The organism is Alloalcanivorax sp. (assembly GCF_964221125.1).
Taxonomy (GTDB): Bacteria; Pseudomonadota; Gammaproteobacteria; order Pseudomonadales; family Alcanivoracaceae; genus Alloalcanivorax; species Alloalcanivorax venustensis.
In genome coordinates this window covers 1-24,894 of sequence record NZ_CAXPXK010000001.1, presented here as the reverse complement: position 1 = coordinate 24,894, position 24,894 = coordinate 1, and the positions used below count along the sequence as shown (strand labels likewise).

Genomic DNA, 24,894 nt, shown 5'->3' with positions numbered 1-24,894 from the left:
CTCTGCCCGCCCCTTCGTGTTTTGAAGTTAGCTATTAACTATTAACTGTTAACTGTTAATTGTTAACTGTCTTCACTTCAGTTCTTTTGAGCTTAGGCCCAGGACGCGGCGGGCGATGATCAGCTTCTGGATCTGCTGGGTGCCTTCGAAGATGTCGAGGATCTTGGAATCCCGCGCCCATTTCTCCAGCAGCTCGTCCTCGGTGTAGCCGATGGAGCCGGCCAGTTCCACGCATTTGAGGGTGACGTAGTTGCCCACGCGGCCGGCCTTGGCCTTGGAGATCGACGCTTCCACCGAGTTGGACTGCTTGTTGTCGGCCATCCAGGCCGCTTTCATGGCCAGCCAGTAGGCCGCTTCCCATTCCGCTTCCATGCGGTACAGCTCCGCCTCGACGGCGCTGGCGTTGTCCACCGGCTTGCCGTAGTCGTACTCGATCGCTTCGCTGAGCAGTTCCCGGGTCCGTTCCAGCGACGCCTTGGCCACGCCCAGGGCGAAGCAGGCCACCAGCGGCCGGGTGTTGTCGAAGGTTTCCATCACGCCGCCAAAGCCCTTGGTGTCCACCTCAGGGTTGCCGAGCAGGTTCTCCTTGGGCACCCGGCAATCGTTGAAGGTGATCGCGGCGGTGTCGGAGGCGCGAATGCCGAGCTTCTTCTCCAGACGCGCCAGCTCCATGCCCGGCGTGCCCCATTCCACCACGAACGACTTGATCGCCGCGCGGCCCAGTTTGGGGTCCAGGCTGGCCCACACCACCACGCAGTCGGCGCGCTCGCCGGAGGTGACGTAGATCTTCTCGCCGTTGAGCACATAGTGGTCGCCGTCTTCCTTGGCGGTGGTGCGGATCGCCGCCGAGTCGGAGCCGGCGCCGGGTTCGGTGATCGCCATGGCCGCCCATTTGCCCTTGAAGCGCTCCAGCTGCTCGTCGGTGGCGACCGCGGCGATGGCCGCGTTACCCAGGCCCTGGCGCGGCATGGCGAGCAGAAAGCCGGTATCGCCGTAGCAGAATTCCAGGGCGCCCAGGCAGGTCATCATGTTGGCGCCGTTCTTCACGCCGCCGTCTTCCTGCACCTTGCCCTTGCCGGTCTGGCTGGCGCCGGCGGAGTTGGCCGGGTCGCCTTCGTTGAAGCCGTCCAGCACCGAGGCGACCATGTCCAGCTCCTTGGGGCGCTGGTGTTCGGCACGGTCGTATTTGCGGGAGATGGGCCGGAAGGTGTTCAGGGCCACCTGCCGGGCATTGTTGATCACCGGTTTGAATTTCTTCGGAATCTCGATGTTCATGCTGTCTCTTCCGTTATGGGTGCGGGCGGCGTTACAGGTGCAGGCCGCCGAAGACCACGCCGATCGCGCGCAGATCGCGATACCAGCGTTCCACCGGGTATTCGTGGGTAAAGCCGTGGCCGCCCAGCAGCTGGACGCCGTCGGTGCCGATCTGCATCGCCTTGTCCTTGACCAGGGTGCGGGCCAGGTGCGTTTCGCGCTGGAAGGGTTTGCCCTGCTCGGCGCGGCACACGGCGCGGTAGGTGAGCATGCGCATGGCGTCCAGCTCGATGGCGATGTCGGCGACCATGAACGCCACCGCCTGGCGGTGGCTGATCGGCTCGCCGAACGCTTTGCGTTCGTTGCAGTAGGGCACCACGTAGTCGAGCACCGCCTGGGCGGTGCCAATGGCCAGCGCGCACCAGGCCAGGGTGCCCAGATCGACGAACTCGCGATAATTGAAATCGTCGTCGCCGAGGCGGTTGGCGTCGGGCACGCGCACCTTGTCCAGCAGCAGCGGCCGCTGACCGCTGGCGCGGATGCCCATGGCCGGATCGTCGCCGGCGCTGAGGCCGTCACTGCCGCCTTCGACGATGAACACCGCCGGGCCGTCGCCGGTTTCGGCGGCGACCAGGAACAGTTCCGCTTCGGCGGCCAGCGGCACCAGGGATTTCTCGCCGCTGAGCAGCCAGTCGTCGCCGTCGCGGGTGGCGGTGGTGCGCAGCGTCATGGGATCGAACAGCGGACGCGGCTCGCACACCGCGATGGTGGCCAGGGGCGCGTCCTCACCGGCGAAGGTGGACAGGTATTTATCCTGCTGCACGGCGGAGCCCCAGCGGGTCAGGGCGTTGGCCACGCCCATCGGCGCCAGCACCGCCACCGCCTGGCCCATGTCGCCGCGCGCCAGCTCCTCGGCCACCAGCATGCTGGTCACCGTGGAGCGTTCGGCGGCGGCGCCGCCCAAGGCTTCGGGTACGGCGAAGAAATTCAGGCCCAGTTCCCGGGCCTGGCTTTGCACGTCGTCGCTGGTGCGTTGCTCGGCGTCCGACTGTTCCGCGTTTTCGCGCAGCACCTCGGCGGCGAAGGCCCGCACGCTGTCGCGGATCATCTGCTGCTCGTCGGTGATGCCCAGGTCGAACAGGCCGGTGGTGTGCCCCGGCGCGTCGAGACGCTGCGGCTTGTCGGACGGATTGTTGGATTTAAACGCGCGGGCGCTGGTGGTGATCACCTGGAAGCCGCCCTTGGTGAGGCGGTAGGCAAGCCGCTCCGCGGTGTGGCGCATACCCAGGCGGTCGAGCATCGATGAGCCGGCCAGCCGGTTCAGCGCGCTCAGGGCAAAGCCGATTGCGTCTTTCGCCATGATCCCTTCCCGTTATTCAGTGGTAACGAATGAAGGTTGATTATCAGGCAGATCGGCTGAGTCTCATTGACTCCCTTGCCTTTCGCGCACGGCGACGCGGCCACCGGCTGTTTCTACGGCCAACTTTCAACGCCAACAAAAAAGGGCCGGCGGATGCCGGCCCTTTTTGGGTTGAAGAGAACGCTGGACGACTTAGTCGTTGTCGTACTGCGCTTCTTCGGTGGTCGCTTTCATGATCGCTTCCACGCGGCGGTTCTGAGCGCGGCCGTCGCGAGTGCTGTTATCAGCAATCGGCTTGGCTTCGCCGTAACCTTCGGTGGTGATCCGGCTCTCGTCGATGCCGAACTCTTCAACCATGACACGCTTCACCGCATCCGCACGCTTCTCGGAAAGCTGCTTGTTGTAAGCAGCGGAACCGGTGCTGTCGGTGTGGCCTTCAAGCACCAGGTCAGCGGACGGATACTGGTACATCTGATCGCTCAGACCTTCCAGTTCCGGGTAGGAGGTTTCACGAACTTCCGCTTTGTCGAGACCAAACTCAACATACAGGGTTTCGCGCACGTCCTTGGTCAGGTATTCCTGACAGCCCTTGTCGTCAACCTTGGCGCGTGCCGGCGTATCCGGGCACTCGTCCTTGCTGTTCACGACGCCGTCGCCGTCGTCATCCAGCTCACAGCCCTGAGCGTCAACACTGGCGCCCGCGGGAGTGCCGGGGCAGCGGTCGTTGGAATCCGGTACACCGTCGTTGTCGCTGTCGGTGGCGGTTTCGGTACCCGGCTCGGGTTCCGGCTCTTCGTCATACTGTGCGCCGACCAGAACGTTCAGGGCGGCGTAGACCTGGCCGTCCCAGCGCTCGGAGCGGAAGCTGTATGTGGGGCGTGCGCCGACGTCGATCAGGAAGTTGTCGGCGAGAGCGGTTTGTACACCGAACTCGATGCCACCGGTGGTTTCCTTGAAATCATCGTCGCTTTCGGTGTTGAACTCGGTGCGGGTTTCACCGGCGCCGAGACCGACATAGCTTTCGATCGGGCCGTCGCCGTTGAAGTGACGACGCAGGCTGGCGAAATTGTTCCGCAGGTACACTTCACCGTCGCTGGTGGACATGTTGTTGCGATCGTACCAGGCCTGTACGGACCAGTTTTCGCTGAAGCGATAACCGATCTGGGCGCCGGGCATGGTGACGGTGTCGTTTTCGAAAGCGTTGTCGGCAAGGTAGCCGTCGCCTTCGTAGTGATCACCGATATCCAGCCAGCTCTGGCCGATGTGACCACCCAGGTAGAAATACCGATCCGGAATGGTGTCCTCGGCAACGGCCGTAGTGGCAACGGCTAACGATGCGCAAGCAATACTGGATGCGAGAAAGCGTTTGGCGTCCATAGCTCCTTCCTTGTTTTTTAGTAGGCAGAAATTCAGCATCCGCAGTTTTGCTCCCTGAGACTTAACTGTAAATGCCAGTAAGGAGTTTAATAAACAAATTTACAAAGGAGCGGCAAGAAAGGTGTGAAAAAGAATAATTTTTGTAAAAACTAGGTTTTTATTGTGAGTGGGGTGTGATGATTAAGTGTTAAGCGGGGCGGTCGGAGTGACGATGCTCGTTACGGCTTTGATACAAAGCGTAATCGGCCTCATTGAGAAGCGCGTTCAGCCGGCGCCCGCTGTTCTCGGTACTGGCCGCGCCAATGCGGATTTCAAAACCCGCCAGGCCTTCGTCGGTCTGCACCTGAATGCTGGCGGTGAGCGAACGCAACCCTTCCGCCATGTGCAAGGCGTCGTTGAAATCGGTATGCGGTAATACCAGTAAAAACTGCGCGCCGTCGATACGGCCGAACAAATCGCTCTCGCGGATTTTATCGCGAATGCGTTCAGAAAAAATCCGTAATAACCGGTCGCCGGTGTGACGTCCGTACCGATCGGCGATATCCACGAAGTCGACGATGTCCACCAATAAAATCGATACCGGATGATCGTGGCGCTGGCTGAGCGACAATTCCCGCTCAAGCATGCTCATAAGATGGGGACGGTTGAACAAACCGGTGAGATGGTCTTCGCGGGCCTGCTGACGCAGCTTCCGGTTGTCGCGGGTCACCGCCGCCAGTTTCGCCAGCAGCGGATAGCACAAAGGCGGAACCAGCAGCAGGGGAATCAGCAGCGCCAGCGACAGCGCCGCCAGCCAGTCCCGCTGGCCGGTGAGCAGCACGCCGACGGTGGTGATCAACAGGGAAGCCACCAGGCTGATCACGGTGAACACGGCGGTCAGGCGCAAGGCGAAAAAGCGGTCGGAATTGAGAACCGGTGTGTAGTGGCTGAAGCGACCTTCCGGTGCACTGGCCATTAACGCCCCCCACGGCTGCGGTTAAAGGGGGAAGTATCCGGTCTGGCGGGCGAGGGTGCAAGGCCTCGCGGGGTCACTGCTCCACGGAGAGCAGCTCTTCCTTGAGATTGTCGGAGTACGGATCGTCGCCGAACCAGATCGAGAAGTAGGCCTGGGCGAAATCCTCACCCTGTTCCTCGGCCAGCTTCTCGCCGTTGAGGCGCAGCACCATGGACTGGTCTTCATTGTAGTCCAGCGTGTAGCGGTCGCCGTCGCGGGTGGTCCGGTAGTGGCTGTTAAAGGCGTCGATGCGCTCTTTCAACGCTTCGAAGGTGTCTTCGCCGACGTTGCGCTCAATCATCTTGCGCGCCGCCTTGGCGAAGGCGTCGCCGGGCACCTCCCGATTGTAGCCGAAGGCCAGACGCATGGGCGGCGCCAGCGGATCGGCGGCGCCGCAGTCGGCGCGGAACAGCGACGCCTGGCCGACGTTGAACACTTTAAGCGCCTTGACGTCGGCGCTGGAGCAGCGCGACATGTCTTCGAAGTCAGCGGCATGGGCGCCGCTTCCCAGCGCCATGGAAACCAACAAAGCAAGCGGCAGTGTCAGGGATGCTCGCGCAGCCATCGGCTGAATCCTCCTAGAATGGGAAGTTGCTGGTCCAGGCCCTGGCTGCTGTCCCAGAAGTCCTGGTGAAAAATCACTTTGCCCTGGTCATCGAAACGAAGATGGGAGACACCGATGGTGCGAACGTCCCGTTCGCTGCCGAGGATGCTGAAACGGGTCTCCATGAACCACAGCAGAAAGAAGTCTTGACCGTCTTGCCAGCGGTTCTGGATATCCAGGCTCATGTAATCAAGCCGCTCGGCGGTTTTCAGTAAGTGGGCCTTGAGCTGGTCGCGTCGGTAGACGGTGGACAAGGTATCGTTGAAGTAGATGTCCTCGGCGTAGACGTCCTCGATGTGGTTCTCGATATGGTCCGCGTCGATCGGCGAGTACAGCGCCACGAAGCGATCCACGGCCTGATCCGACACCCGGGTGCTGCCGGGCCGTTCGCGCACCGCCTGTTCATAGAGGTGGGCATAACCGGAAGGGCCGTCCGCGCGGCTGGCGCAGCCGGTGACGGCGAACAGTAACAGGGCGATGAGCGGTAGCGGATTCGATTTCATGACGCCAATGTCCGCCAGCACCGGTGAATCGACCGTGAAGCCGGTTCACGGACCATTGACGGTGGGCGGCCCAAGCTCGCCGCATGAATAAATCATTCGCCGCCCTGGCGATCAACTTCGTGGGTTTTCAACTGCTCTGGTTCGTCGCCGTTTACGGTGGCGCACACGGGTGGGGATGGGCTGCCTGGCTGGTACTGGTGGCGATGCAGGCCGGCGTGTGGGCGCTCAACCGCGCCTGGCGCGCGGACCTCGCGCTGCTCGCCGCCGGCGCCGTGGCCTGTGTGCTGTTCGAGCCGTTATGGCTGGCGCCGTCGCTGCTTGAATACGCCGACTGGTCGCGACAGTGGGTGGCCCCGGACTGGATCTGGGCACTATGGCTGGGTTTCGCGGTGAGCTTCAACTATTGCCTGGCCTGGCTGCGCCCCAAGTTGTTGCTGGCGGCGCTGTTCGGTGCTTTCGGCGGTGTATTCTCGGTAACCGTGGGAATCAACTTCGGCGCCGCCACCACCCCGCAGGGCTGGTGGCTGCTGGCCCTGAGCTACGGCGCCGTGTGGTCGATGGTGGTGCCGGCACTGGCCTATCTGGCGCGCCGTCTCGATGAGGAACGAGGTCGTTATGCCTGAAATTCTGATTTTCAGTCTGGTTCTGCTGGTGATGGTGTTCACCCTGGCCTGGGCGGTCCAGTGGACCAACGGTAATGCCGGCTACGTGGATGTGGCCTGGAGCTTCAGTACCGGGCTCACCGGTCTGGCTTACTTGCTGGCCGGCGGCGGCGACCCGTTGCCGCGCCTGGCGGCCGGCGCCCTGTTGCTGCTCTGGTCGGTGCGGCTGGGCAGCCATATTTTCCGCCGCGTCACCGGCGAGGGCAGCGAGGACGGCCGCTACGCCGCCATGCGCCAACGGTTGGGCAAAGCCACCCAGCCGGTGTTCCTGGTGGTGTTCTGGCTGCAGGCCGGCCTGGCCTGGGCGTTCTCCCTGCCGTTCTGGGTGATCGGCGGCCAGCCGGACTTCCGGCCGCCGCTGGTGATGCTGGGCGTGCTCATCGGTGTGGTGTCGATCGTCGGCGAGGCGATGGCGGACCGGCAGCTGGCCCGCTTCAAGGCGCGCCCCGACAGCAAGGGCAAGACCTGCCGGGAAGGTCTGTGGCGCTATTCCCGGCACCCCAACTATTTCTTCGAATGGCTGCACTGGTTCAGCTACCCGCTGATCGCCGTGGGTGCCGCCCTGGCCGGCTGGCTGTGGCTGTTGCCGGTGGCCATGTTCCTGTTCCTGTGGTTCGTCACTGGTATCCCGCATACCGAGAAACAGGCCCTTAAATCCCGTGGTGACGACTACCGCGAGTATCAGCGCACCACCAGTCCCTTTATTCCCTGGAGACCCGCTTCATGATCATTCGTTTGGCGGAATCCGGCCTGGTGCCGGATTTCCTGGTACGCGGCGGCATTCGCCATCTGTTGGGTAAACGTCTTGCCCAGGAGAAGCAGCACGAGACCGACCCGGAGGCGTTGCTGCGCACGCTCTCCCAGGGCCCCATCGCGGTGGCCCAGGACGAGGCCAACGAACAGCACTACGAAGTGGATTCGCGCTTTTATGAGCAGGTGCTGGGCCCGCATCTGAAGTATTCCAGCGGCCTCTGGCAGGCCGGCGGCGAAACCCTGGCGGACGCCGAGGCGGCGATGCTGGCCCTGAGCTGCGAGCGCGCCGATCTGGCCGACGGCCAGGACATTCTTGAGCTCGGTTGTGGCTGGGGGTCGTTGACCCTGTGGATGGGCGCCCGCTACCCGGGCAGCCGCATCACCGCGGTGAGCAACTCCGCCACCCAGAAAGAATGGATCATGGCCCGCGCCGCCGAGCGCGGGCTCGACAATGTGCGCGTGATCACCGCCGACGTGACCGTGTTCCAGCCGGAACAGACCTTCGACCGGGTGGTGTCGGTGGAGATGTTCGAGCACATGCGCAACCACCGTGAGCTGATGCGGCGCGTGCACGACTGGCTCAAGCCCGGCGGCAAGCTGTTCGTGCATATTTTCTGCCATCGCAATCTGACCTATCTGTTCGAAACCGAAGGCGAAAGCAACTGGATGGGCCGCTACTTTTTCACCGGCGGCATGATGCCGTCGTACGACTGGCTGCCGCGCTGCGCGGACCGGCTGTCGCTGGAGGATCGCTGGGCGGTGAACGGCACCCATTACGGCAAAACCCTGGAAGCCTGGCTGGCACTGGCGGACCGCAAACGGCAAACGCTGATCCCGCTACTGGAAGAATGCTACGGCGCCGGGCAGGGTAAATTGTGGCTGCAACGCTGGCGGATGTTTTTCATGGCCTGCGCTGAACTGTTCAATTATGGTGATGGCGAAGAGTGGTTCGTGGGCCACTATCTGTTCCGCCGAGAAGAATGAGACTGGCATGACGCGTAAAGGTGTTCAGCACCGCCTTACCCGGGTTTTCCTGATCCAGATTCTGTTCATCAGTTTCGCCACCGTGTTCGGGGTCTGGGCCACGGCCCAGATCATCGAACAGGTGCTGGTCAAGGAAGCCCTGATCAAAGAGGCGGACCATTACTGGAGCCTTTACGACGAGGACGACGATTTCCCCCGCCCCAATACCCGCCATCTGCTCGGTTTGCTGGTGGACCCGGACACCCGGGACCCGGTGCCGGAGATGCTCGCCGAGCGGCCGGACGGCTACCAACGCGCGCAGATCGGCGACCAGAATCCGATCGTCTACATCGAAACGCGCGGCGACGCCCGTCTATATCTGATCTTCGATGAAAAGCGGGTGTCGGTGCTGGCGTTCCTGTTCGGCATTCTGCCGCTGACCGCCGTGTTGCTGGTGATCTACCTGACGTCCTTCCTGGGCTGGCGCAAATCCCGCGCCCTGGTCTCCCCCCTGGTGCAGCTGTCGGAAACGCTGCGCCACGCCAATGTGCACGACCCGGTGGAAGCGCGCCCGGACTTCAGCCAGGTGGAGGCGGAGCCCAACAGCGAGGCGAGCATCCTGATGGCCGCCCTGGACGCCTACGCCGACCGCCTGCTGCGGTTCGTGGAGCGCGAGCGACAATTCACCCGCGACGCCAGCCACGAACTGCGCACGCCGCTGGCGGTGTTCCGCGCCAACCTGGAGCTGCTCGCCAAGCAGGTGGGCGACCGGCCGGTGATCAGCCGCATGTCCGACACCGTGGACGACATGGAAGCGCTGGTGGAGACCCTGCTGCTGCTGGCGCGCACCGAACAGCAGCCGATTCAGGAAGAGGACCTGGTGGTCAACGACGTGGCGGTGAACCTGCTCGACCGCCTGCAGCCGCTGGCGGAGCGCAAGCAGATTCGCCTGCAGGTGAAACAGACCGCGCTGCTGACCCTGACCGCCTCGGAAACCGTGCTCAATATCGTGTTCACCAACCTGGTCCGCAACGCCATCAACTACAGCGGTTCCGGACAGGTCACCATCGTGGTGGCCGAGGACGCGGTGCACGTGGTGGACACCGGCGCCGGCATGGACAGCGAGGAACTGGCCCGCTTTCTACAGCCGTTCGAACGGGGCAACAGCAAGGAAGGCGGCCACGGCCTGGGCTTGGCCATCGTCCAGCGGCTCTGCGAGCGGTTTGATTGGCACCTGGACGTGGCCAGCCGGCCCGGCAAGGGCACCGAGGTGCGGGTGCGGTTCCGCTAGCGGTTAATGCACCGGCCCGCCTTCGGCGGTGAGCGGGGGCTGCATCCGGCCCTCCGAGAGCGCCAGCGGTTCCGCGTCACACCACATCAGAATCCCCTTGGCGTTGAGCGCATCGAGCAGCCTGTCGCGCACCTGGTCGGCGCAGCTGGGTGTGTTTTCCGGCAGCAGAATGGCGAACTGGTCACTGCCCAGATAGGCGGCCATATCCTGGTGGCGAATCAGCGCCGCCAGGGAATCGGCCACCAGCTGCCGCTGCTCGTCGTCCAGTCGCACACCGTGCACTTTCAGCACCATGGCGCCGAGGCCGTAGGCCCGGCAGCGTTGCCGCTCGCCGTCCAGGATCCGCAGCCAGCCGGCGTCGTCCAGCAGACCGGTTTCCGGGTCGCGGCTTTCTTCCTCGAAGAATTCCGTGACCCGTTGCTGGTCCAGCCCCGCCAGATTCCAAACCAGGGCGGTTTCCAGCAGGCGCGCCTGGCGCTTCAAGGCGGCCTGGACGTCGTCCCGGTCCAGGTCCTCGCGGGGTTCCGGGCTGAGCGCGCACAGCGTGCCGAACAGCGCGCCGGTGTGGTCGCGCAACGGCAGGCCCACATAGGCCCGTATCGCCAGTTGATCGGTGACGGGCGCGTTGCGGTAGGCTTCTTCCCGGTTCACGTCCGGGCACACCAGCGGCCCCAGGTCGTTGACCCGCCGGTGACAGATGCTGTCGCGCCAGGCCAGCATATCCCCCTGGTCGAGGTCGTAGCCCTCGCCGCAAACGTTGAGTAACAACCAGTCCTCTCCACGGCGGCGGGTCAGGAACCACATCGCCATGCCGAACCGGGACTGCAGATCAAGCAGCTGGGTATCGACGAATTCCGTGAAAGAGTGCGTTTTCCCCCAATGCATAATTATTATCGCATAGCACGTGAATGGCGCCGCCATTCTGTGCCCGCGATGCCAGGTCCGCAAGGGGGGCGAACTGACATCACGCGGTGCGGGGCGGGCGGATGCTGAACCCGACGCCCGGCAGGGTTTCCAAAAGCGCGTGCTCGAACGGCTTGTCGACCGCCTTGCGCAGATTATAGAGGTGGCTGCGCAGGGCGTCGGAGTCGGGTACCAGATCACCCCAGAGCTCATGCTCGAGCTGCTCGCGGCTGACCACCTTGGGGGATTCGCGCATCAGAATGCGCAAGATGCGGAAGGCGGTGGGGGACAGCTTGAGAAGCTGCCCTTCGCGGCGCACTTCCTGACGGGCCGGATCCAGCTGCAGATCCGCCACCGTCAGCAGGTTGGGCGCCACTTCGCGGCGTTCGCGGCGCACCAGCGCCTGCACGCGGGCCACCAGCTCGGGCAGCGCGAAGGGTTTGACGATGTAATCGTCACCGCCGCGGGCAAAGCCTTCCAGCTTGTCGTCCAGCTGGTCCCGGGCGGTCATGAAGATCACCGGGGTGTCCAGGGCCAGTTCCTTGCGCAGATACTGACAGAAACTGTAGCCGTCCTCCCCGGGCAGCATCACGTCCAGCACCAGGATGTCATAGTGGTGCTCCTGGACCAGCGTGCGGGCCAGGGTGGTGTCGCTGGCGTAGTCCACCAGCGCGCCTTCCTGTTCCAGAAATTCGACCACGGTCTGCGCCAGTTGGCGGTGGTCTTCGACCAGTAAAACGGACAGATTTTTCACGGCATTCCCTCCTGTACCTGCGGACATAGTCCGCCCCGAAGCGTCAAGAAGCCGTCAATCATCATCACGTGATCGCGCGAAGTAGGCGCGCGCCGCCTGGTTGACCCGGGGCGCCAGGCGCAGGGAGGCGACCATGGTGGGCAGCGCCATCAGCGCGTACATGCTGTCGATCACCTTGATCACGACGCTCAGTGACCCCACCGCGCCGAGCACCACCAACACCAGGTAAAACCACACATAGTGGTGCTGATGACGGGCGCCGATAAGAAAGCCCAGGCATTTGCTGCCGTAGTACCAGAACGTGAACACGGTGCTCAGGCTCAGCACTCCGACCAGCACCGCCAGGATCACGCCGCTGTAATCCAGGAACAGGATATTGAAAGCGTTCACGGTGAGGGAGACGCCGTTCGTGTCGCCGTCGCTCCACGCCCCGCTGATCAGAATCACCAGGGCCGTGCAGGTGCACACGATCAGGGTGTCGATAATCGGGCCCAGCATCGCCACCATGCCTTCGCGCACCGGCTCGCGGGTGCGGGCGGCGCCGTGGGCCATGGCCTCGGTGCCGATGCCGGCCTCGTTGGAAAACGCCGCCCGCCGGATGCCGGTGATGATCACCGCGCCCAGCACGCCGCCGGCGGCGGCCTCGCCGGTGAAGGCGTCGCGCACGATCAGGGTGAGCGCCGGCCACACCTGGTCCGCGTGCAGCACCAGCACCACCGCGGTGAGCAGCATGTAACCGGCCACCATGGCCGGCACCAGAATACCGGTGACCCGGCCGATGCGCGGCAGCTTGCCCGCCACCACCGCGAGCACCACGGCGGCCAGCAGCAGCCCGAACAGCAGGTCGAACAGGAAGTGGTCGTCGGCGCCGGTCCAGCCGGCGGGCACGGCGATCGCCTCGCGGATGATTTCGGTGAGCTGGTTGACCTGAAAAATAGGCATGGTGCCGAGCAGGCCGGCGAGCGCGAAACAGTACGCCAGCGGCCGCCAGCGCGGGCCGAGCGCCTCGCGGATAATGTACATGGGGCCGCCCTGGAGCTGGCCCTCGCTGTCCCGGCCCCGGTACATCACCGCCAGGGTGCAGGTGTAGAACTTGGTGGCGATGCCGAGAATCGCGCTCACCCACATCCAGAAGATCGCCCCGGGGCCGCCCACCGAGATGGCCACCGCCACGCCGGCCACATTGCCCATGCCCAGGGTGCCGGACAGGGCGGTGCTGAGCGCCTGGAAATGCGACAGCGTGCCCTCGTCCTTGCTGTCCGCCGGGCGGAACAACAGCCGCACGCCGTCGGGCAAATGCCGGTACGGCAGCAACCGGGAGTAGAGCAGGAAGAACAGGCCCCCGCCGACCAGCAGGGTGACCAGTGGCGGGCCCCACAGAAACCCCACCAGGGCCCCCAGGGCGGCGTCCAGTCGTTCGAAGAAGTTATCCATGGAGAATCAGATTAGCAGGGTCGCGGCGCTACGTCAGTCGCGGTGGGTTAGTCACGGAGCGCGCCGACGCGGGCGAAACGCTGGCGGTAATGGCTCGGCGACAGGCCGGTATGGCGCTTGAACAGCCGCGAAAAGCTGCTCACGTCCTGGTAGCCCACCTGCTCCGCCAGATGGCTGAGGTTGGTGGCGCCGCGCTCCAGCATCTTGCGCGACGCCTCGATCCGCACGCGCTGCAGGTACTGCAGGGGCGGCTCGGCCAGGGCGCTGGTGAAGCGGCGCTGCAACTGGCGCGGGCTCAGGTGCACGCGCTCGGCCAGCTCCGCCAGGGTGGCCGGCTGGGCGTAGTGCTCGTGCAGCCAGGCCTGGACCTTCTGCACCTGCTCATCGCGGTGGTAGGTCTTGGCCGGCAGGCCGGCGTACACGCTCTGCGGGTCGTTGCGCACGTCGATCACGAACGCCTTGGCCAGCTCCCGGGCCATGTCGGCGCCGCAGAAGCGCTCCACCAGCAGAATGGTCAGGTCGCGCCAGGCGGTGCCGCCGCCGGCGCAGAAAATATTACCGTCGCGGGTGATCAGCTCGCGCTCGTCCAGGTTCACCCGCGGGTAGCGTTCCCGGAACAGCTGGCTGTAGCCCCAATGGGTGGTGGCGCGGCGGCCGTCCAGCAGACCGGCCTCGGCGAGCAGGAACGACCCGGTGCAGTTGCTGGCCAGATCGGCGCCGCCGGCGTGCAGAAAACGCAGCCACTCCAGGGTGTCGCGTTCGGCATGCAGCACCTGGGTGATCTCGTTGCCGATGGTGGGCACCACCACCAGGTCGCACTGGTCGACCCGCTCCAGGGCGGTGTCCACGGCGATGCGCATGCCCGCGGTGCAGCGCACCGGCTCGCCGCCACGGGACACCATCTGCACCTTGAACTGGCGGTTGAGCGGCTGCCCGTGGATGCGGTTCCAGGTCACGCCGGTGAGGTTGAGCAGATCCATCACCCCGGTCAGGGCGGACGCGAAAACGCCGTCGTAGGCGAGCACGCTGACATGGTACATCGTAGGTAGGGCCCCGCTTTGTCGTAAATCACCATGAATAAGTCATGGGCGACAATACCAGTCCGGGGCGGTCGCTGCCATCATAAGCGCCATCCTGACACAGAGCCGCGCTGGTTCTACAGAGTCGCATATCGTCATCAGGCTCGGGAGCCTGCTTCGGCAGGCACGCTATGACGGTAATTTCGAGCCCCGCTCCCCGCGGGGCTTTTTTTTGCCCGCTCTACAGGTTCAGGTAGCGGTTCAGGTCGAGAATGCCGGCCTGGGTGGGCTCATGGGCTTCCATGTAGCGCAGCGGCGCGTGGAAGTGGGTCCAGAAGTCGGTCTGCGTGCGCCGCACCCCGAACCGTTCCACCAGGGCGGTGAAATCCTTCTCGCTCTCCACCGCCTGCATGGCCCCGGCGAACGCGCTCAGATCATCGTGTGCGACCCGGAAGATGAAGTTGGGGTAGCTCAGCAGCACACCGGGGTAGACGGTCAGGGTGTCCTTCCCCGGCTGGTAGCGCAGCGACTCGCCGAACATGAAGGCCACGTTGGAGTGGGCGCGGTTGCGCAGCAGCGAGTACACCGCCTGTTCCCCGTCGCCGTCCACCAGCAGCAGGCTGGCCTCCGGCATATGGTCGACCACCGGCAGGCGCGCCGCCGGCTGCGAGGCGATGGCGCTGAGCGCCTGCTCCACGTCCCGTTCCAGGGCGGTGGCGTCGGCGCGGCTGCAATTGTCGCCGCCGCACCGGTTGATCGGATCCGGGCGGACGTTGAGGGCGCCGAACTGGCTGAGCAGGCCGGCGTTGAATTCGTTCATGGGGGTGGCGCTGTGGTAGTCGATCGCCGTGGGCACCTCGGTGTCCACGTCCTCGTAGCTCACCAGCAGCTTTAACTGGCCGGTTTTCTGGTACCAGTTCTTGAGCACCTGCTTGCGGGTGTCGGCGGGCAGGAAACGCAGGGTGTTCTGCTCCGCGCCGTTGCGGATCAGGTCGAAGTAGAGCCGCGTCTGGGCCTTGTGCGACACCGAACCGAACACGTCGAAGTTGGCCACCAGGCTGTAGTAGGTGCGCTCGAACAGGGGATAGTCCATCACCCAGCTGGTCAGCGGGTAGTCGCCGATCAGCCCTTTGCGCACCGAGGAGTTGTCGTGGTGGCGGAAGATGGTGAGCAGCGCGTTGGGGTTGCTGCCCTCGCCGTCCCAGATGTCGTTCCAGCCCGGGCCCTGCGGTTGTTCGGCGCGGTAGGCCTCGGCCCGTTCCCGCAGGTAGTCGTTGCGGCGCTTGGTGTATTTGATCCACTCCGGGCCCAGCTTGAGCAGGCTGTCTTCCTGGCCGGGCAGGGCGATCAGGCCGGAGACCCGGGCGCGATAATCGGGGTCGGTGATGTAGAGGTCGTGGTCCGGGTCCTGGAACACCGCCCAGAAGCGATCACGGATCACGTCGGTGGCGATCTGTCCGCGGCACACCGGCCCACGGATGAAGGTGCGCACGAAATACTCGGCGTCGTCGAGCATGATCTGGTAGCGCGCCCGGGCGGGCAGGGCGGCGAAGGTGGTAAAGGGGTTGGCCTTTTCCTCTTCGCTGTAGCCGGGCAGGGTGTCGATGTCCCAGGGCGTGTCGAACAGCAGGCTTTCCATGCGCCGGCGTTTGGCGTCGCTGAGCGCGAAGGTGATATGGGTCTTGTGAACGATAGTGCCGGTGACCGGACGCAGGCGATACCAGAAGCGCTCGCCCGGGTCGTCGTTGGGGCGCCGGGTGGCCACCGGCCGCACCGGTTCGCCGGGCGGTGTCAGGGAACGTTCCAGGGTGAAGAAATGGTCCGGTTCGCGGTCCTCGCCCTGGTCGAAATAGAGGTGCGCCAGGAACAGGTGCTCGTAGAGCCAGCGGGCGGCCAGTTGCTGACGCTTGCCGTCCCGGTTGAACCAGGTTTCCCAGCCGCGCACCTGCTCGCGCTCCCGTTCGGACAGGGTGACCCGGTCGTCGCCGGGAGGGGCGCCCTGGGCCAGCCAGGTGCGCACGGTGTTGAATTCGTCGTCACTGAGGGCCGGCGTGCCCAGAGGCATGCCGCCCAGAGGGTGCTCCTCGGCGTAGTCGTCCATTTCTTCCGGCGCCGGGCACTGGTTGTCCCGCTTGAGGCCCAGGGCGATCTCTTCCGGCAGGCGCTCACCGGGCTCGAAACGGTGGGCCCGGCCCAGTTCCAACATCCGGTAGAGCAGCGATTCCTCCAGCCCGCGTTTGCTGTCGATCACCGAAAAGAAGCCGCGCTCGCGCCACTCGGCGGTGGTTTGCGCGTCGACGAAAAGACGGGTGGGGTCGGCCGCCTCGGTGCGCTGGGCGTACACCGACATGGACGAGGCGCCGCGGTCGAGGCCGGCGGCGGTTTCCAGTTTCAGCTGGCAGGGCGCGTCGTAGCAGCCGTGGCAGGCGATGCACTTCTGCTCGATGACCGGCCGGATTTGCTGGTTGAAACTCACCGGCGCGACGGGGGCCGGGGTATCGGACGCCGCCGGCGCTTCATCGCAGGCCGCAAGCAGGGGAAGAATCAGCAGTAAGGCCCCGAGCAAGGGCAGACGGGTGGTTTCGACCATGGGTCCCTCCGGTTCAAATCGCCCGCGCAGTTTAGCGGACTGCTCAGAACATGGACATCATGGCGGCCGCCCAGGCGATCACCAGGGCCAGCACGGCGGCGGCGGTAAGCAGGTGGCGCAGGTGCCGGTACCAGTCGGGCAGCACCTCGAAAAACACCATCTGCTCGGAGCCCCATACGAACACCAGGCCGGCGATCAGCATCGGCAGGCCGAATTCCACCGGCAGCATCACCGCCAGCCAGCCGATCATGGCGGGCATGATGCCGAACAGCAGCGTGCCGATATGGTTGCGCTGGTCCAGGTCGGCGAGCGCCCGGCCCCAGTGCACCGCGCCCAGGAAGGCCAGAATCACGGCGGCGTAGCCGGTCACCGAGTCCAGCGCCCAGGTACGCAGGCCGTCGTGCCAGGTCAGCAGCGCCAGCGCGTAAAAAGGAAGAAGGCCGCCGATGCCAAGACCGCGGGCCATCATTTTATTTCGTCTCAGGAAACGGTCGGACACCGGTATGTTCCCCCTTGGTGATCCACGGCGTTGAGGTTAAAGCCGTCGGGGTGAAGGGGCTGCCAATCTTTTCAGGGCCGGGTTCAGGCTACGCCTCAAGGCTCATCGGTGAAAGCGGGCATGGGAAACGGGGTTAACGTTTTCGGCAGATAAAGCGGATGGGCGGGCTCGCCGGAGCCGTTCAGGCGCAGGCAGTGCAGCGCGGGCAGCTGGCGGCGCACGTACTCGGCGCGGTCGCCGGTGCGGCCATGGTTGCCCCAGCCGGCCACCACCAGGGCGGCGTCGCGGCTGAGGCGGCGCAGCCAGGCATCATTGCGCGGCCCCACCGGGTCGTCGGCGGCGAACAGATCGCGCGGGTAGGTGGCGCGGAACGCGAAAAGGTTGGCCACGCACAGGCCGGAATAGCCCCAGTCACGGGCAAAGCCGATGCAGCGGCGGATGGTGGGGTCATCGCGGCGGTGGTCGGCGGTGGAGGGGTTCAGGCCCACCAGCAGGCCGTAGTCGTCGCCGGGCGCCCAGCGCCGCCACAGCGCGTAGCGGTAGCGACGGCAGCGTGAGAAATTGGCACTTCTTTCCATATCCGCCTTCCAGGTGGTCATGGCGGGGCAGTTTAATGATTTGCCAGACTGGCGCCACCTCTCGACCTACCACCGCTCAGGAAGCCGTGCCCATGGAATTCATTGATGTGCTCAACGCCCGCCACAGCGCCCGGGCGTTCACCCGCGAGCCGATCCCTGAAGACCGCCTGCAGCGCGTGCTGGAGCGCGCCGCCGCCGCACCGAGCTGGTCCAACACCCAGCCCTATCAGATCGCCCTGGCCCAGGGCGCCGATCTGGCCGCCCTCGGCGACGAACTGAGCGAGCGCTTTGAGCGGCTGGCGCCGCTGCAGCGGGCGCCGGCCTGGAAGAAGGCGCTGGCGGCCGTGCGCCGGTCGCCGGCGCTGCCGGACGGCGATTTCCGGCCGGTGATCAAATACCCGGACGACCTGCAGCCGCGCCGCGTGGCCACCGGCAAGGGCCTGTACCGGCATCTCGGCATCGGCCGTGACGACAAACAGGCGCGGCATCAGCAGATGGCCGCTAATTTCCGCTTTTTCGGCGCGCCCACCGCGCTGTTCCTGTTCGTGCATAAGGGGTTGGGGGTATACAGCGTGCTCGACGCCGGCATTTTTCTGCAAACGCTGATGCTGGCCGCCACCGACGAAGGGCTCGCCAGTTGTGCCCAGGGCGCCCTGGGCCTGTGGCGCTCCCCGTTGGAGAAGCGATTCCGGATTCCCCGTCACTACCAGTTGCTGTGCGGTGTGTCTTTGGGCTTCGCCGCCGACCAGCCGGTGAACCGCTTCCGACCGGAAAAACTGCCGGTGTCCGAGCTGATGATTCCGCGCCGCGAACGCTGAGGGAGGCGAAACGGTTTTCCAAACTTTTTACTTATTTCACCCACGTTTCGCCTTGAAAACAGGCACTCTGGAGATCAGGCATTGGTTACACGGATGAGAAAGGAGAAACAGATGAGCGAGCACGTTTATAAAAAACTCGAGCTGGTAGGTTCTTCCAAGGACAGCATCGAGGACGCGGTACGCAACGCCATCGCCGCGGCGGGGAAGAGCGTGAACAATGTGGAGTGGTTTGAAGTGCAGGAGACCCGTGGCCATGTGGAAAACGGCCAGGTCGCCCACTTTCAGGTGGTCGTGAAAGTGGGCTTCCGGGTGGATACTTAATTCAGACCGCTTCGAGCCCGAGCGCCCGCTGACAAACGCGGGCGGTACGCAGCTGGTGCAGCTGGCGGGTGCTGAGACCCTCTGGCAGCTGTACCGTGCTGTGGTCACTGTGAATACGGATGGCGCCGATTTGCGCGCTGGATAACCCGCCTTCATTGGCGATCGCGCCCACCAGATTGCCCGGGCGCACGCCGTGGGTCTCGCCCACTTCCACCCGATAAATCTTCATCGGACCGGTGTCGCGAGCGGCCTTGGGCCCCTTGGTGCGATCGGCTTTGCGCGGCGCCTTGCCGCCGTCCTGGAACGGCTTGCCTTCCGGCGCCGCCTTCAGGAACAGAGGCTCCTTCTGGAACAGCAGGCTGGCCAGCACCGCCGCCAGGTCCGCTTCGCTCATCGACAGGTCCGCGGTCAGTTCCGCCACCAGGGCACGGTTGGCATCGATTTCCGGATGCTCCAGACCCTTGGCGAGACGCTCGCGGAAGCTGCTCAGGCGCTGCTTGTTGAGGTCGTCCACGGACGGCAGGGACATGGCGTCCAGGCGCTGGCCGGTGGCGCGCTCGATACCGCGCAGCATGCCCTGCTCGCGGCGGGCCACGAACAGAATCGCTTCGCCGGGGCGGCCGGCACGGCCGGTGCGGCCGATACGGTGCACATAGGCTTCGGTATCGGTGGGCATGTCGTAGTTGAACACGTGGGTAATACGCGGCACATCCAGGCCCCGGGCGACCACGTCGGTGGCCACCAGCAGGTCGATGCGCTTATCGCGCAGCCGGGCCACGGTGGTCTCCCGTTGTGCCTGGGGAATATCACCGTTCAGCGCTTCCACGCGGAAACCGCGCGCCTGCAGCTGGTCGGCCAGGCTCAGGGTGGCGTGCTTGGTGCGGGTAAAGACGATCACACCGTCGTGCTCTTCCGCTTCCAGAATACGGCACAGGGCGTCCAGCTTGTTGATGCCGGCCACCGGCCAGTAACGCTGGCGGATGTTGGCGCCGGTGCTGGAGGACGAGCCTTCCACGCGGATCCATTCCGGGTTCTTCAGGTGCTTCTTGGCGATGGTTTTGATCGCCGCCGGCATGGTGGCGGAGAACAGCGCCAGCTGGCAGGCGTCCGGGGTGCGTTCCAGCACCCAGCGCACGTCGTCGATGAACCCCATGCGCAGCATTTCGTCGGCTTCGTCGAGCACCAGACAGCGCAGTTCGTCCATGCGCAGGCTGCCGCGCTCCATGTGATCCATCACCCGGCCGGGGGTGCCGACAATCACCTGGGCGCCGTTTTTCAGCGCTTTCAGTTGATCGCGGTAACCGCCGCCACCGTAAATCGGCACCACGTTCAGGCCTTTCAGGCCGGTGGCGAAGGTTTCCAGGGCGGCGGCCACCTGAATGGCGAGCTCGCGGGTGGGGGCCAGCACCAGCATTTGCGGTGCTTTCAGTGCCGGGTCCAGGCGTGCCAGCAGGGGCAGGCCGAAGGCGGCGGTTTTACCGGTGCCGGTTTGTGCCTGACCGAGCAGGTCACGGCCTTCCAGCAGCGCGGGAATGCTTTGTTCCTGAATCGGTGACGGAGTGGTGAAACCGAGTTGGGCGATGGCGCCGAGCAACGACTCGGGCAGGCCCAGGGTGGAAAACCCTGAGGGACTTTGCGACATGTACAGACCTATTAGTGAGCGGGCTTGTGGCCCTGAAGCTGCTAACTATTAGGAGCTGTGCCGGGCGCTGCCCTGTATGAAGGGGTGCGGACTATACGGGATGCGTGGCGTTTTTGCACGCTTTTTATCGGCTTGTGCGAGCGGGCCCCGTCCGCGAAAGGGCGGCAAAGCCGCCCGGCAGGATCCCAGAGACCTTAAAGCGGCAGCACCTCAAAGGTCCCCATGTACTGCAGACGGCGGCCATCGGCTTTCGGGTGCGCGGCGCGGTCGTCGCTGTAGGCGGCTTCCAGGTGGTAGCGCCCGGCCTGGGGCCATTGCAGCTTGATCTCGCCGTTGTCGTCGCTGGTGGCGGTGAGGGCGCCGTGGTTGTCGCGGTAGCGGCTGCCGCCGGGCACCACTTCCACTTCCACGCCGGCGGCCGGTTCGCCGTCGACCAGGAAGCGGAACAGGGCGGTTTCGCCGGCGTAGAGGTCGTTGGGGTGGGTCACCGGCTGCAGTTCCAGGCCCTTGCCGACCGGTTTGAAGTCGGAGGGCGCGCCCACGGTGGCGAAGGTTTCCAGCCGGTTCATGACTTCGGAGAGACGCATCTCTTCCGCGCCTTCGGGAATCTCCCGCAGCAGCGCTTCGGCGCTGTCGCCGCGCCAGCGGTGGCGTTCGCCGTCGAGCTGATAAAAGGCCATGTACATGGGCCGGAAGAGGGTGATGCGGTAGCTGCCTTCCTCGCTGAGCTCGGCGTCGAAGCTGCTGCGCCGGTGGCCCTCGAAACGGTGATCCACCGGCGCCTCCTTGCCGTCCGGGCCGGTGACGGTCAGTCCTTGCAGCGGGAACGGCCGGTCGACGTCGAAAATGTCGTTGGAGACGCTGGCGTCCACGGTGATCCATTGCGCTTCCGAGACCACGGTGTGGCTGGGCAGCAGCCAGAGTTTATGGGCCTGGGCCGCCGGGCTCAGGGTCAGCAGCGCGGCCAGGGCGGTGCCGGCGAAAGGGGTGATTTTCATGGAAACTCCTTGCAAAGAACCTGGTGAGAAATAGTCGGTCAGGGCGCGAGGCGCAGTTGCACCCGGCCCAGCTCCTGCTCGCCGTCGGCGCGCACGGTTTTGTTGCCGGTGGCCGGCCACTGGAACGGCAGGCGCACCACTTCCCGGCCGCCCACTTCGCGGGCCGCTTCCACCACCAGTTGGTAGTCACCTTCGGGCAGATCGCTGAGAGCCGGCAGCTCGGAAAAATCCACGGAATGGGTGCCGGGACGCCGGGTGGCGCCGGTGAGGCCGTCGTAGGGCCGGCTTTGCCCGCGCCCGGTGCGGCGCCACCACAGGCGCAGGTCCTTGAGCCATTTTTCCTGGTCGTCGTACCACAACCCCAGCGGCACGATCTCGCCGCTGTCGGCGTGTTTCAGCCAGAACGCCAGGTAGGGGGCGTGGTATTCCGCCACCGCCATGCGCGGGATTTCCACCTCCAGGCGCAGCTCGGCGGCGGCCGCGTTGGCGGCGGCGACGCCGGCGAACAGGGCGGCGAAAAGAGAGAGCCAGGGACGCATTTCGTTCTCCAGTCAGTGCACGAACAGGGCGATCAACAGCCAGGGCACGATCAGCCCCAGCGCGGTGACCGGCCAGGTGGCCGGCCGGCGTTTGGCGTGCAGCGCCATCAGCGCCAGGCCGGTCAGGGCGAACAGCAGCGTCGCCACGGCGAACAGGTCGATGAACCAGAACCACACGGCGCCGCTGTGGCGGCCTTTGTGCAGGTCGTTGAAAAACGCCACCCAGCCCCGGTCGGTGTCTTCGTGGATCAGCTCGCCGTTACCCAGGTCGATGGCCAGCCAGGCGTCACCGCCGGGGCGCGGCTGGGCCAGATACACCTCGTCGGCGGACCACTGCGCGTCGCGCCGGTCCACCTGGATCTCCGCCTCCCGCGCCAGCCACCGGCGTACCGTTTCCGGCAGGGGGCCGCGTTCGGTTTGCGCCAGGGTCTCCAGCAACGGCGGCGGCAGCACCGCTTGGCGTTCGCTGATCACCGGTTGCGCATCGATGTCCGCGGCGTGGTTGAGGGTGATCCCGGTGACACTGAACAGCACCATGCTGATCAGGCACAGGGCGGAGCTGATCCAGTGCCACTGGTGAAGTTGCTTGAGCCACCGGGCTTTGGTTTTTTTGTTCACGCGCTCCGCCATGCCTGCGAATCAGGCGATGGATGTTATTGGGAATGATTCCCATCCACAATGGAGCGGCGCGTAAAGAGTGTAAGGTTGTGGATTGATGGAATGATAATATTTACTATTTGCGAATGAATGCCATAACGACCTGCCCGTCGCGCCTGCTGGTGATCGAGGACGATCCCGTATTGAGCGCCGACCTGGGGGACTACTTCCGCGACCGCAATCACCGGGTCACGCTGTGCCGCGACGGCGGCGAGGGCCTGACCCTGGCCCGCGACGGCGATTTCGATCTGGTGCTGCTGGACATCCTGCTGCCCGGGCTGGACGGTCTGGCGTTGCTGGCCCGTTTGCGCGAAACCAGCCCGGTGCCGGTGATCCTGCTGTCCGCGCTGGGCGACGAACAGGACCGCATCACCGGCCTGGTGCGCGGCGCCGACGACTACCTGCCCAAGCCGTTCAGCATGGCCGAGCTGGCGGTGCGGGTGGCCGCCGTGCTGCGCCGGGTGGCGTTGGAGCGCGGCGCCGGCCAGCGGCCCCGCCAGGGCCCTCTGCGGCTGGACGGGCTGGCCCTGGATCTGGACACCGAAACCGCCCGCTACCGGGACCGGGCCCTGGACCTCACCGTCACCGAGTTCCGTCTGCTGCGGGTGTTCCTGGAGCAGAGCGACCAGGTGTTGAGCAAAGCCTTCCTCTACCAGACCGTGCTGCACCGCGGCTACGGGCGCCATGACCGCAGCCTGGATCTGCATGTCAGCCATCTGCGCCGCAAGCTGCGCGCCGCCGGCGTGCCCGGCCAGCCGCTGCGTACCGTCTGGGGGCAGGGCTATACGCTGGCCACCGAGGCGGCCGGCGCCGAGCCCTCCACGCCGGGCCCATGATTCCCGGCCGTCATTCCCTGTTCTGGAAGCTGGCGCTGCTGCTCTGCCTGAGCGCGGTGTTCACCGTGGTGCTGAGCGGCTGGCTGTTGCGCACCGTGGGCGAGCAGGTGGTGCTGCTGGACGAGCCGGCCAAGGTGGTGATGCGCGAGTACGCCGCCCAGGCGGAGGACGCCTGGCACCGGGGCGGCGCCGAGGGGGTGTCGGCCTGGCTGCAGCAGCTGCGCCGCCGTGAGCCCGGCGACGCCATGGTGGTGGACGCCAGCGATCATTCGCTCAGTGGCCGGCCGCTCACCGAGAGCCAGCGCGCCGGCCTGCGCTTCCAGCGCGAGCTGGACTGGCGCATGAGCTTCCGGTCCACCTCCATGCCCTACATCGGCGTGCCGTTTCCCGACAACCCGGAGGCGGGGCGGCTGGTGATGCAGTTGCCGCCGCGCTTTATGCCCGGGCGCAACTGGCCGCTGTGGCAGACCCTGCTGGTGGTGGTGCTGCCGGCGCTGCTGGCGATGCTCGCCGGCGGCCTGCTGTACTGGCGCACCATGGTGCCCCTGCGGCTGCTGCAGGCCCGGGTGCGGCGCTTCCAGGACGACCCGGAAGCGCGGGTGGGCCCGGGGCTGGCGGCGCGCCGGGACGAGTTCGGCGACCTGGGTCGGCGCTTCGACCGCATGGCCGAACGGGTGGCCCAGGTGCTCGGCAGCCAGCGTCAGCTGCTGCACGACATGTCCCACGAACTGCGCACGCCCCTGAGCCGCCTCAGTGTCGCCCTGGAAGGGGACCTCTCGGAGCAGGACCTGCGCCGCCGCGTGGCCCGGGAAGTGACCGCCATGCGCGAGCTGGTCTCGGACACGCTGTCGCTGGCCTGGCACGACACCGAGCAGCGCGGCACCGCCACCGAACCGCTGTCGCCGCTGGCGGTATGGGACCTGGTGGTCGACAACGCCGCCTTCGAAAGCGGCTGGCCGGCCCGCTGCTTTCCGTGCCGGCTGCCCGCCGACGCCCGCGTCGCCGGCAACCTCAACGATCTGGCCCAGGCGCTGGAGAACCTGGTGCGCAACGCGGTGCGCCATTCGCCGCCGGAGGGTCCGGTGTGCCTGGACGGCCGTCGCGAAGGCGACTGCTGGCATCTGTGGATCAGCGACCGGGGCCCCGGCGTCCCCGAGGACCGGCTGGACAGCATCTTCGAACCCTTCGTGCGCCTGGATCAGGCCCGCTCCGCCGGTAGCGGCTTCGGCCTGGGGCTCAGCATCGCCCGCCGCGCGGTGGCCCGCCAGGGCGGCCGGATCTGGGCGGAGAACGGCCGCCCCGGCCTGCGCGTGCACCTGTGCCTGCCCGCCGCCCCGGAAGTTCCCGCCGCGAACGTATAGTTTGTAAATCCTCTTTATTTGCAAATAAGAATTACTATCATTTCGGACTCTGTTAATTGGATCGGACAAAAAGGAGTACCGGGATGCGATTTGCGTTATGGGGTGCGGCCGCGCTACTGGCCGCCGGGCCCGTGTTGGCGGAAAGCGGTGACGGCCACGAACTGGGGCAGGTGACGGTCACCGC

Annotated in this window: 25 protein-coding genes; 8 read left to right on the top strand and 17 right to left on the bottom strand. The window is 65.4% G+C overall.

Translation table 11 applies throughout. The features are described 5' to 3' along the window. Window positions 1-72: 72 nt before the first annotated feature. The 6 genes from ACEQZD_RS00125 to ACEQZD_RS00100 all read right to left on the bottom strand — a co-directional run bounded on the left by ACEQZD_RS00125 (window position 73) and on the right by ACEQZD_RS00100 (window position 6,092). Complete coding sequence (locus ACEQZD_RS00125; protein WP_370183258.1) at window positions 73-1,275, bottom strand: acyl-CoA dehydrogenase family protein; 1,203 nt, start codon at window positions 1,273-1,275, stop codon at window positions 73-75. 31 nt (window positions 1,276-1,306) lie between these two features. After that, window positions 1,307-2,614: an acyl-CoA dehydrogenase family protein gene (locus tag ACEQZD_RS00120; protein ID WP_370183257.1), complete on the bottom strand. Its 1,308-nt coding sequence runs from the start codon at window positions 2,612-2,614 to the stop codon at window positions 1,307-1,309. 192 nt (window positions 2,615-2,806) lie between these two features. After that, a complete protein-coding gene (locus tag ACEQZD_RS00115) occupies window positions 2,807-3,991 on the bottom strand; it encodes an OmpA family protein (protein WP_370183255.1) in 1,185 nt (394 codons plus the stop codon). Between the two features lie 187 nt (window positions 3,992-4,178). Continuing rightward, window positions 4,179-4,946, bottom strand: a complete 768-nt coding sequence (locus ACEQZD_RS00110) for a GGDEF domain-containing protein (RefSeq protein WP_194855826.1) — start codon at window positions 4,944-4,946, stop codon at window positions 4,179-4,181. A 73-nt stretch (window positions 4,947-5,019) separates the two neighbouring features. Further along, a complete protein-coding gene (locus tag ACEQZD_RS00105) occupies window positions 5,020-5,550 on the bottom strand; it encodes a chalcone isomerase family protein (protein ID WP_370183252.1) in 531 nt (176 codons plus the stop codon). Beyond that, complete coding sequence (locus ACEQZD_RS00100) at window positions 5,529-6,092, bottom strand: nuclear transport factor 2 family protein (RefSeq protein WP_370183250.1); 564 nt, start codon at window positions 6,090-6,092, stop codon at window positions 5,529-5,531. The genes ACEQZD_RS00105 and ACEQZD_RS00100 overlap by 22 nt, the downstream gene beginning before the upstream one ends. Before the next feature lie 83 nt (window positions 6,093-6,175). Here ACEQZD_RS00100 and ACEQZD_RS00095 point away from each other — a divergent pair, with 83 nt between their 5' ends. Genes ACEQZD_RS00095 through ACEQZD_RS00080 form a run of 4 tightly spaced genes read left to right on the top strand, consistent with a single transcriptional unit; the run spans window position 6,176 to window position 9,761 of the window. Beyond that, on the top strand, window positions 6,176-6,715 hold the full coding sequence (locus tag ACEQZD_RS00095; RefSeq protein ID WP_194855829.1) for a DUF2878 domain-containing protein: 540 nt from the start codon (window positions 6,176-6,178) through the stop codon (window positions 6,713-6,715). Beyond that, window positions 6,708-7,481 carry a DUF1295 domain-containing protein gene (locus ACEQZD_RS00090; protein WP_370183249.1) on the top strand — a complete coding sequence of 258 codons (774 nt, stop codon included), beginning with the start codon at window positions 6,708-6,710 and terminating at the stop codon, window positions 7,479-7,481. The genes ACEQZD_RS00095 and ACEQZD_RS00090 overlap by 8 nt, the downstream gene beginning before the upstream one ends. Further along, window positions 7,478-8,491 carry a cyclopropane-fatty-acyl-phospholipid synthase family protein gene (locus ACEQZD_RS00085; protein ID WP_370183247.1) on the top strand — a complete coding sequence of 338 codons (1,014 nt, stop codon included), beginning with the start codon at window positions 7,478-7,480 and terminating at the stop codon, window positions 8,489-8,491. Before ACEQZD_RS00090 ends, ACEQZD_RS00085 begins: the two co-directional genes overlap by 4 nt. Before the next feature lie 7 nt (window positions 8,492-8,498). Beyond that, a complete protein-coding gene (locus ACEQZD_RS00080) occupies window positions 8,499-9,761 on the top strand; it encodes a HAMP domain-containing sensor histidine kinase (RefSeq protein ID WP_194855832.1) in 1,263 nt (420 codons plus the stop codon). A 3-nt stretch (window positions 9,762-9,764) separates the two neighbouring features. Here ACEQZD_RS00080 and ACEQZD_RS00075 read toward each other — a convergent pair whose 3' ends face one another. From ACEQZD_RS00075 to ACEQZD_RS00045, 7 genes are all read right to left on the bottom strand, one after another. Next, window positions 9,765-10,646, bottom strand: a complete 882-nt coding sequence (locus ACEQZD_RS00075; protein ID WP_370183245.1) for a GAF domain-containing protein — start codon at window positions 10,644-10,646, stop codon at window positions 9,765-9,767. A gap of 79 nt (window positions 10,647-10,725) precedes the next feature. After that, window positions 10,726-11,418, bottom strand: a complete 693-nt coding sequence (locus ACEQZD_RS00070) for a response regulator transcription factor (RefSeq protein ID WP_370183243.1) — start codon at window positions 11,416-11,418, stop codon at window positions 10,726-10,728. Between the two features lie 54 nt (window positions 11,419-11,472). Continuing rightward, entirely contained in the window at window positions 11,473-12,852 is a 1,380-nt protein-coding gene (locus tag ACEQZD_RS00065; protein ID WP_370183240.1) for an alanine/glycine:cation symporter family protein, read from the bottom strand. A gap of 47 nt (window positions 12,853-12,899) precedes the next feature. After that, window positions 12,900-13,892 (bottom strand): GlxA family transcriptional regulator, encoded by a 993-nt coding sequence (locus ACEQZD_RS00060; RefSeq protein WP_142949494.1) that lies wholly within the window; start codon window positions 13,890-13,892, stop codon window positions 12,900-12,902. A gap of 220 nt (window positions 13,893-14,112) precedes the next feature. Further along, window positions 14,113-16,461 carry a fatty acid cis/trans isomerase gene (locus ACEQZD_RS00055; RefSeq protein WP_370183238.1) on the bottom strand — a complete coding sequence of 783 codons (2,349 nt, stop codon included), beginning with the start codon at window positions 16,459-16,461 and terminating at the stop codon, window positions 14,113-14,115. 43 nt (window positions 16,462-16,504) lie between these two features. Continuing rightward, complete coding sequence (locus ACEQZD_RS00050) at window positions 16,505-16,927, bottom strand: DUF3429 domain-containing protein (protein ID WP_228548007.1); 423 nt, start codon at window positions 16,925-16,927, stop codon at window positions 16,505-16,507. Between the two features lie 128 nt (window positions 16,928-17,055). Then, entirely contained in the window at window positions 17,056-17,538 is a 483-nt protein-coding gene (locus tag ACEQZD_RS00045) for a DUF1643 domain-containing protein (protein WP_370183237.1), read from the bottom strand. A gap of 92 nt (window positions 17,539-17,630) precedes the next feature. Here ACEQZD_RS00045 and ACEQZD_RS00040 point away from each other — a divergent pair, with 92 nt between their 5' ends. Beyond that, window positions 17,631-18,356 carry a nitroreductase gene (locus ACEQZD_RS00040; RefSeq protein ID WP_142949491.1) on the top strand — a complete coding sequence of 242 codons (726 nt, stop codon included), beginning with the start codon at window positions 17,631-17,633 and terminating at the stop codon, window positions 18,354-18,356. 111 nt (window positions 18,357-18,467) lie between these two features. Further along, window positions 18,468-18,677, top strand: coding sequence for a dodecin (locus ACEQZD_RS00035; protein WP_067610381.1), 210 nt, complete (start codon window positions 18,468-18,470; stop codon window positions 18,675-18,677). Window position 18,678: 1 nt separating this feature from the next. On the opposite strand, the gene ACEQZD_RS00030 is transcribed toward ACEQZD_RS00035, so the two are convergent. The 4 genes from ACEQZD_RS00030 to ACEQZD_RS00015 all read right to left on the bottom strand — a co-directional run bounded on the left by ACEQZD_RS00030 (window position 18,679) and on the right by ACEQZD_RS00015 (window position 22,474). Continuing rightward, window positions 18,679-20,319: a DEAD/DEAH box helicase gene (locus tag ACEQZD_RS00030; RefSeq protein ID WP_370183234.1), complete on the bottom strand. Its 1,641-nt coding sequence runs from the start codon at window positions 20,317-20,319 to the stop codon at window positions 18,679-18,681. Between the two features lie 194 nt (window positions 20,320-20,513). Beyond that, window positions 20,514-21,317, bottom strand: a complete 804-nt coding sequence (locus ACEQZD_RS00025; protein ID WP_370183232.1) for a DUF4198 domain-containing protein — start codon at window positions 21,315-21,317, stop codon at window positions 20,514-20,516. Between the two features lie 38 nt (window positions 21,318-21,355). Further along, window positions 21,356-21,856 (bottom strand): DUF2271 domain-containing protein, encoded by a 501-nt coding sequence (locus ACEQZD_RS00020; RefSeq protein WP_142949488.1) that lies wholly within the window; start codon window positions 21,854-21,856, stop codon window positions 21,356-21,358. Window positions 21,857-21,868: 12 nt separating this feature from the next. Beyond that, complete coding sequence (locus tag ACEQZD_RS00015; protein ID WP_335628782.1) at window positions 21,869-22,474, bottom strand: PepSY-associated TM helix domain-containing protein; 606 nt, start codon at window positions 22,472-22,474, stop codon at window positions 21,869-21,871. A gap of 125 nt (window positions 22,475-22,599) precedes the next feature. Between ACEQZD_RS00015 and ACEQZD_RS00010 the strand changes: the two genes are divergently transcribed. Together ACEQZD_RS00010 and ACEQZD_RS00005 are read left to right on the top strand one after the other, a co-directional pair. Continuing rightward, window positions 22,600-23,349, top strand: a complete 750-nt coding sequence (locus tag ACEQZD_RS00010; protein ID WP_335628781.1) for a response regulator transcription factor — start codon at window positions 22,600-22,602, stop codon at window positions 23,347-23,349. Beyond that, window positions 23,346-24,710, top strand: coding sequence for a histidine kinase sensor domain-containing protein (locus ACEQZD_RS00005; RefSeq protein ID WP_370183229.1), 1,365 nt, complete (start codon window positions 23,346-23,348; stop codon window positions 24,708-24,710). The genes ACEQZD_RS00010 and ACEQZD_RS00005 overlap by 4 nt, the downstream gene beginning before the upstream one ends. Window positions 24,711-24,894 lie beyond the last annotated feature (184 nt).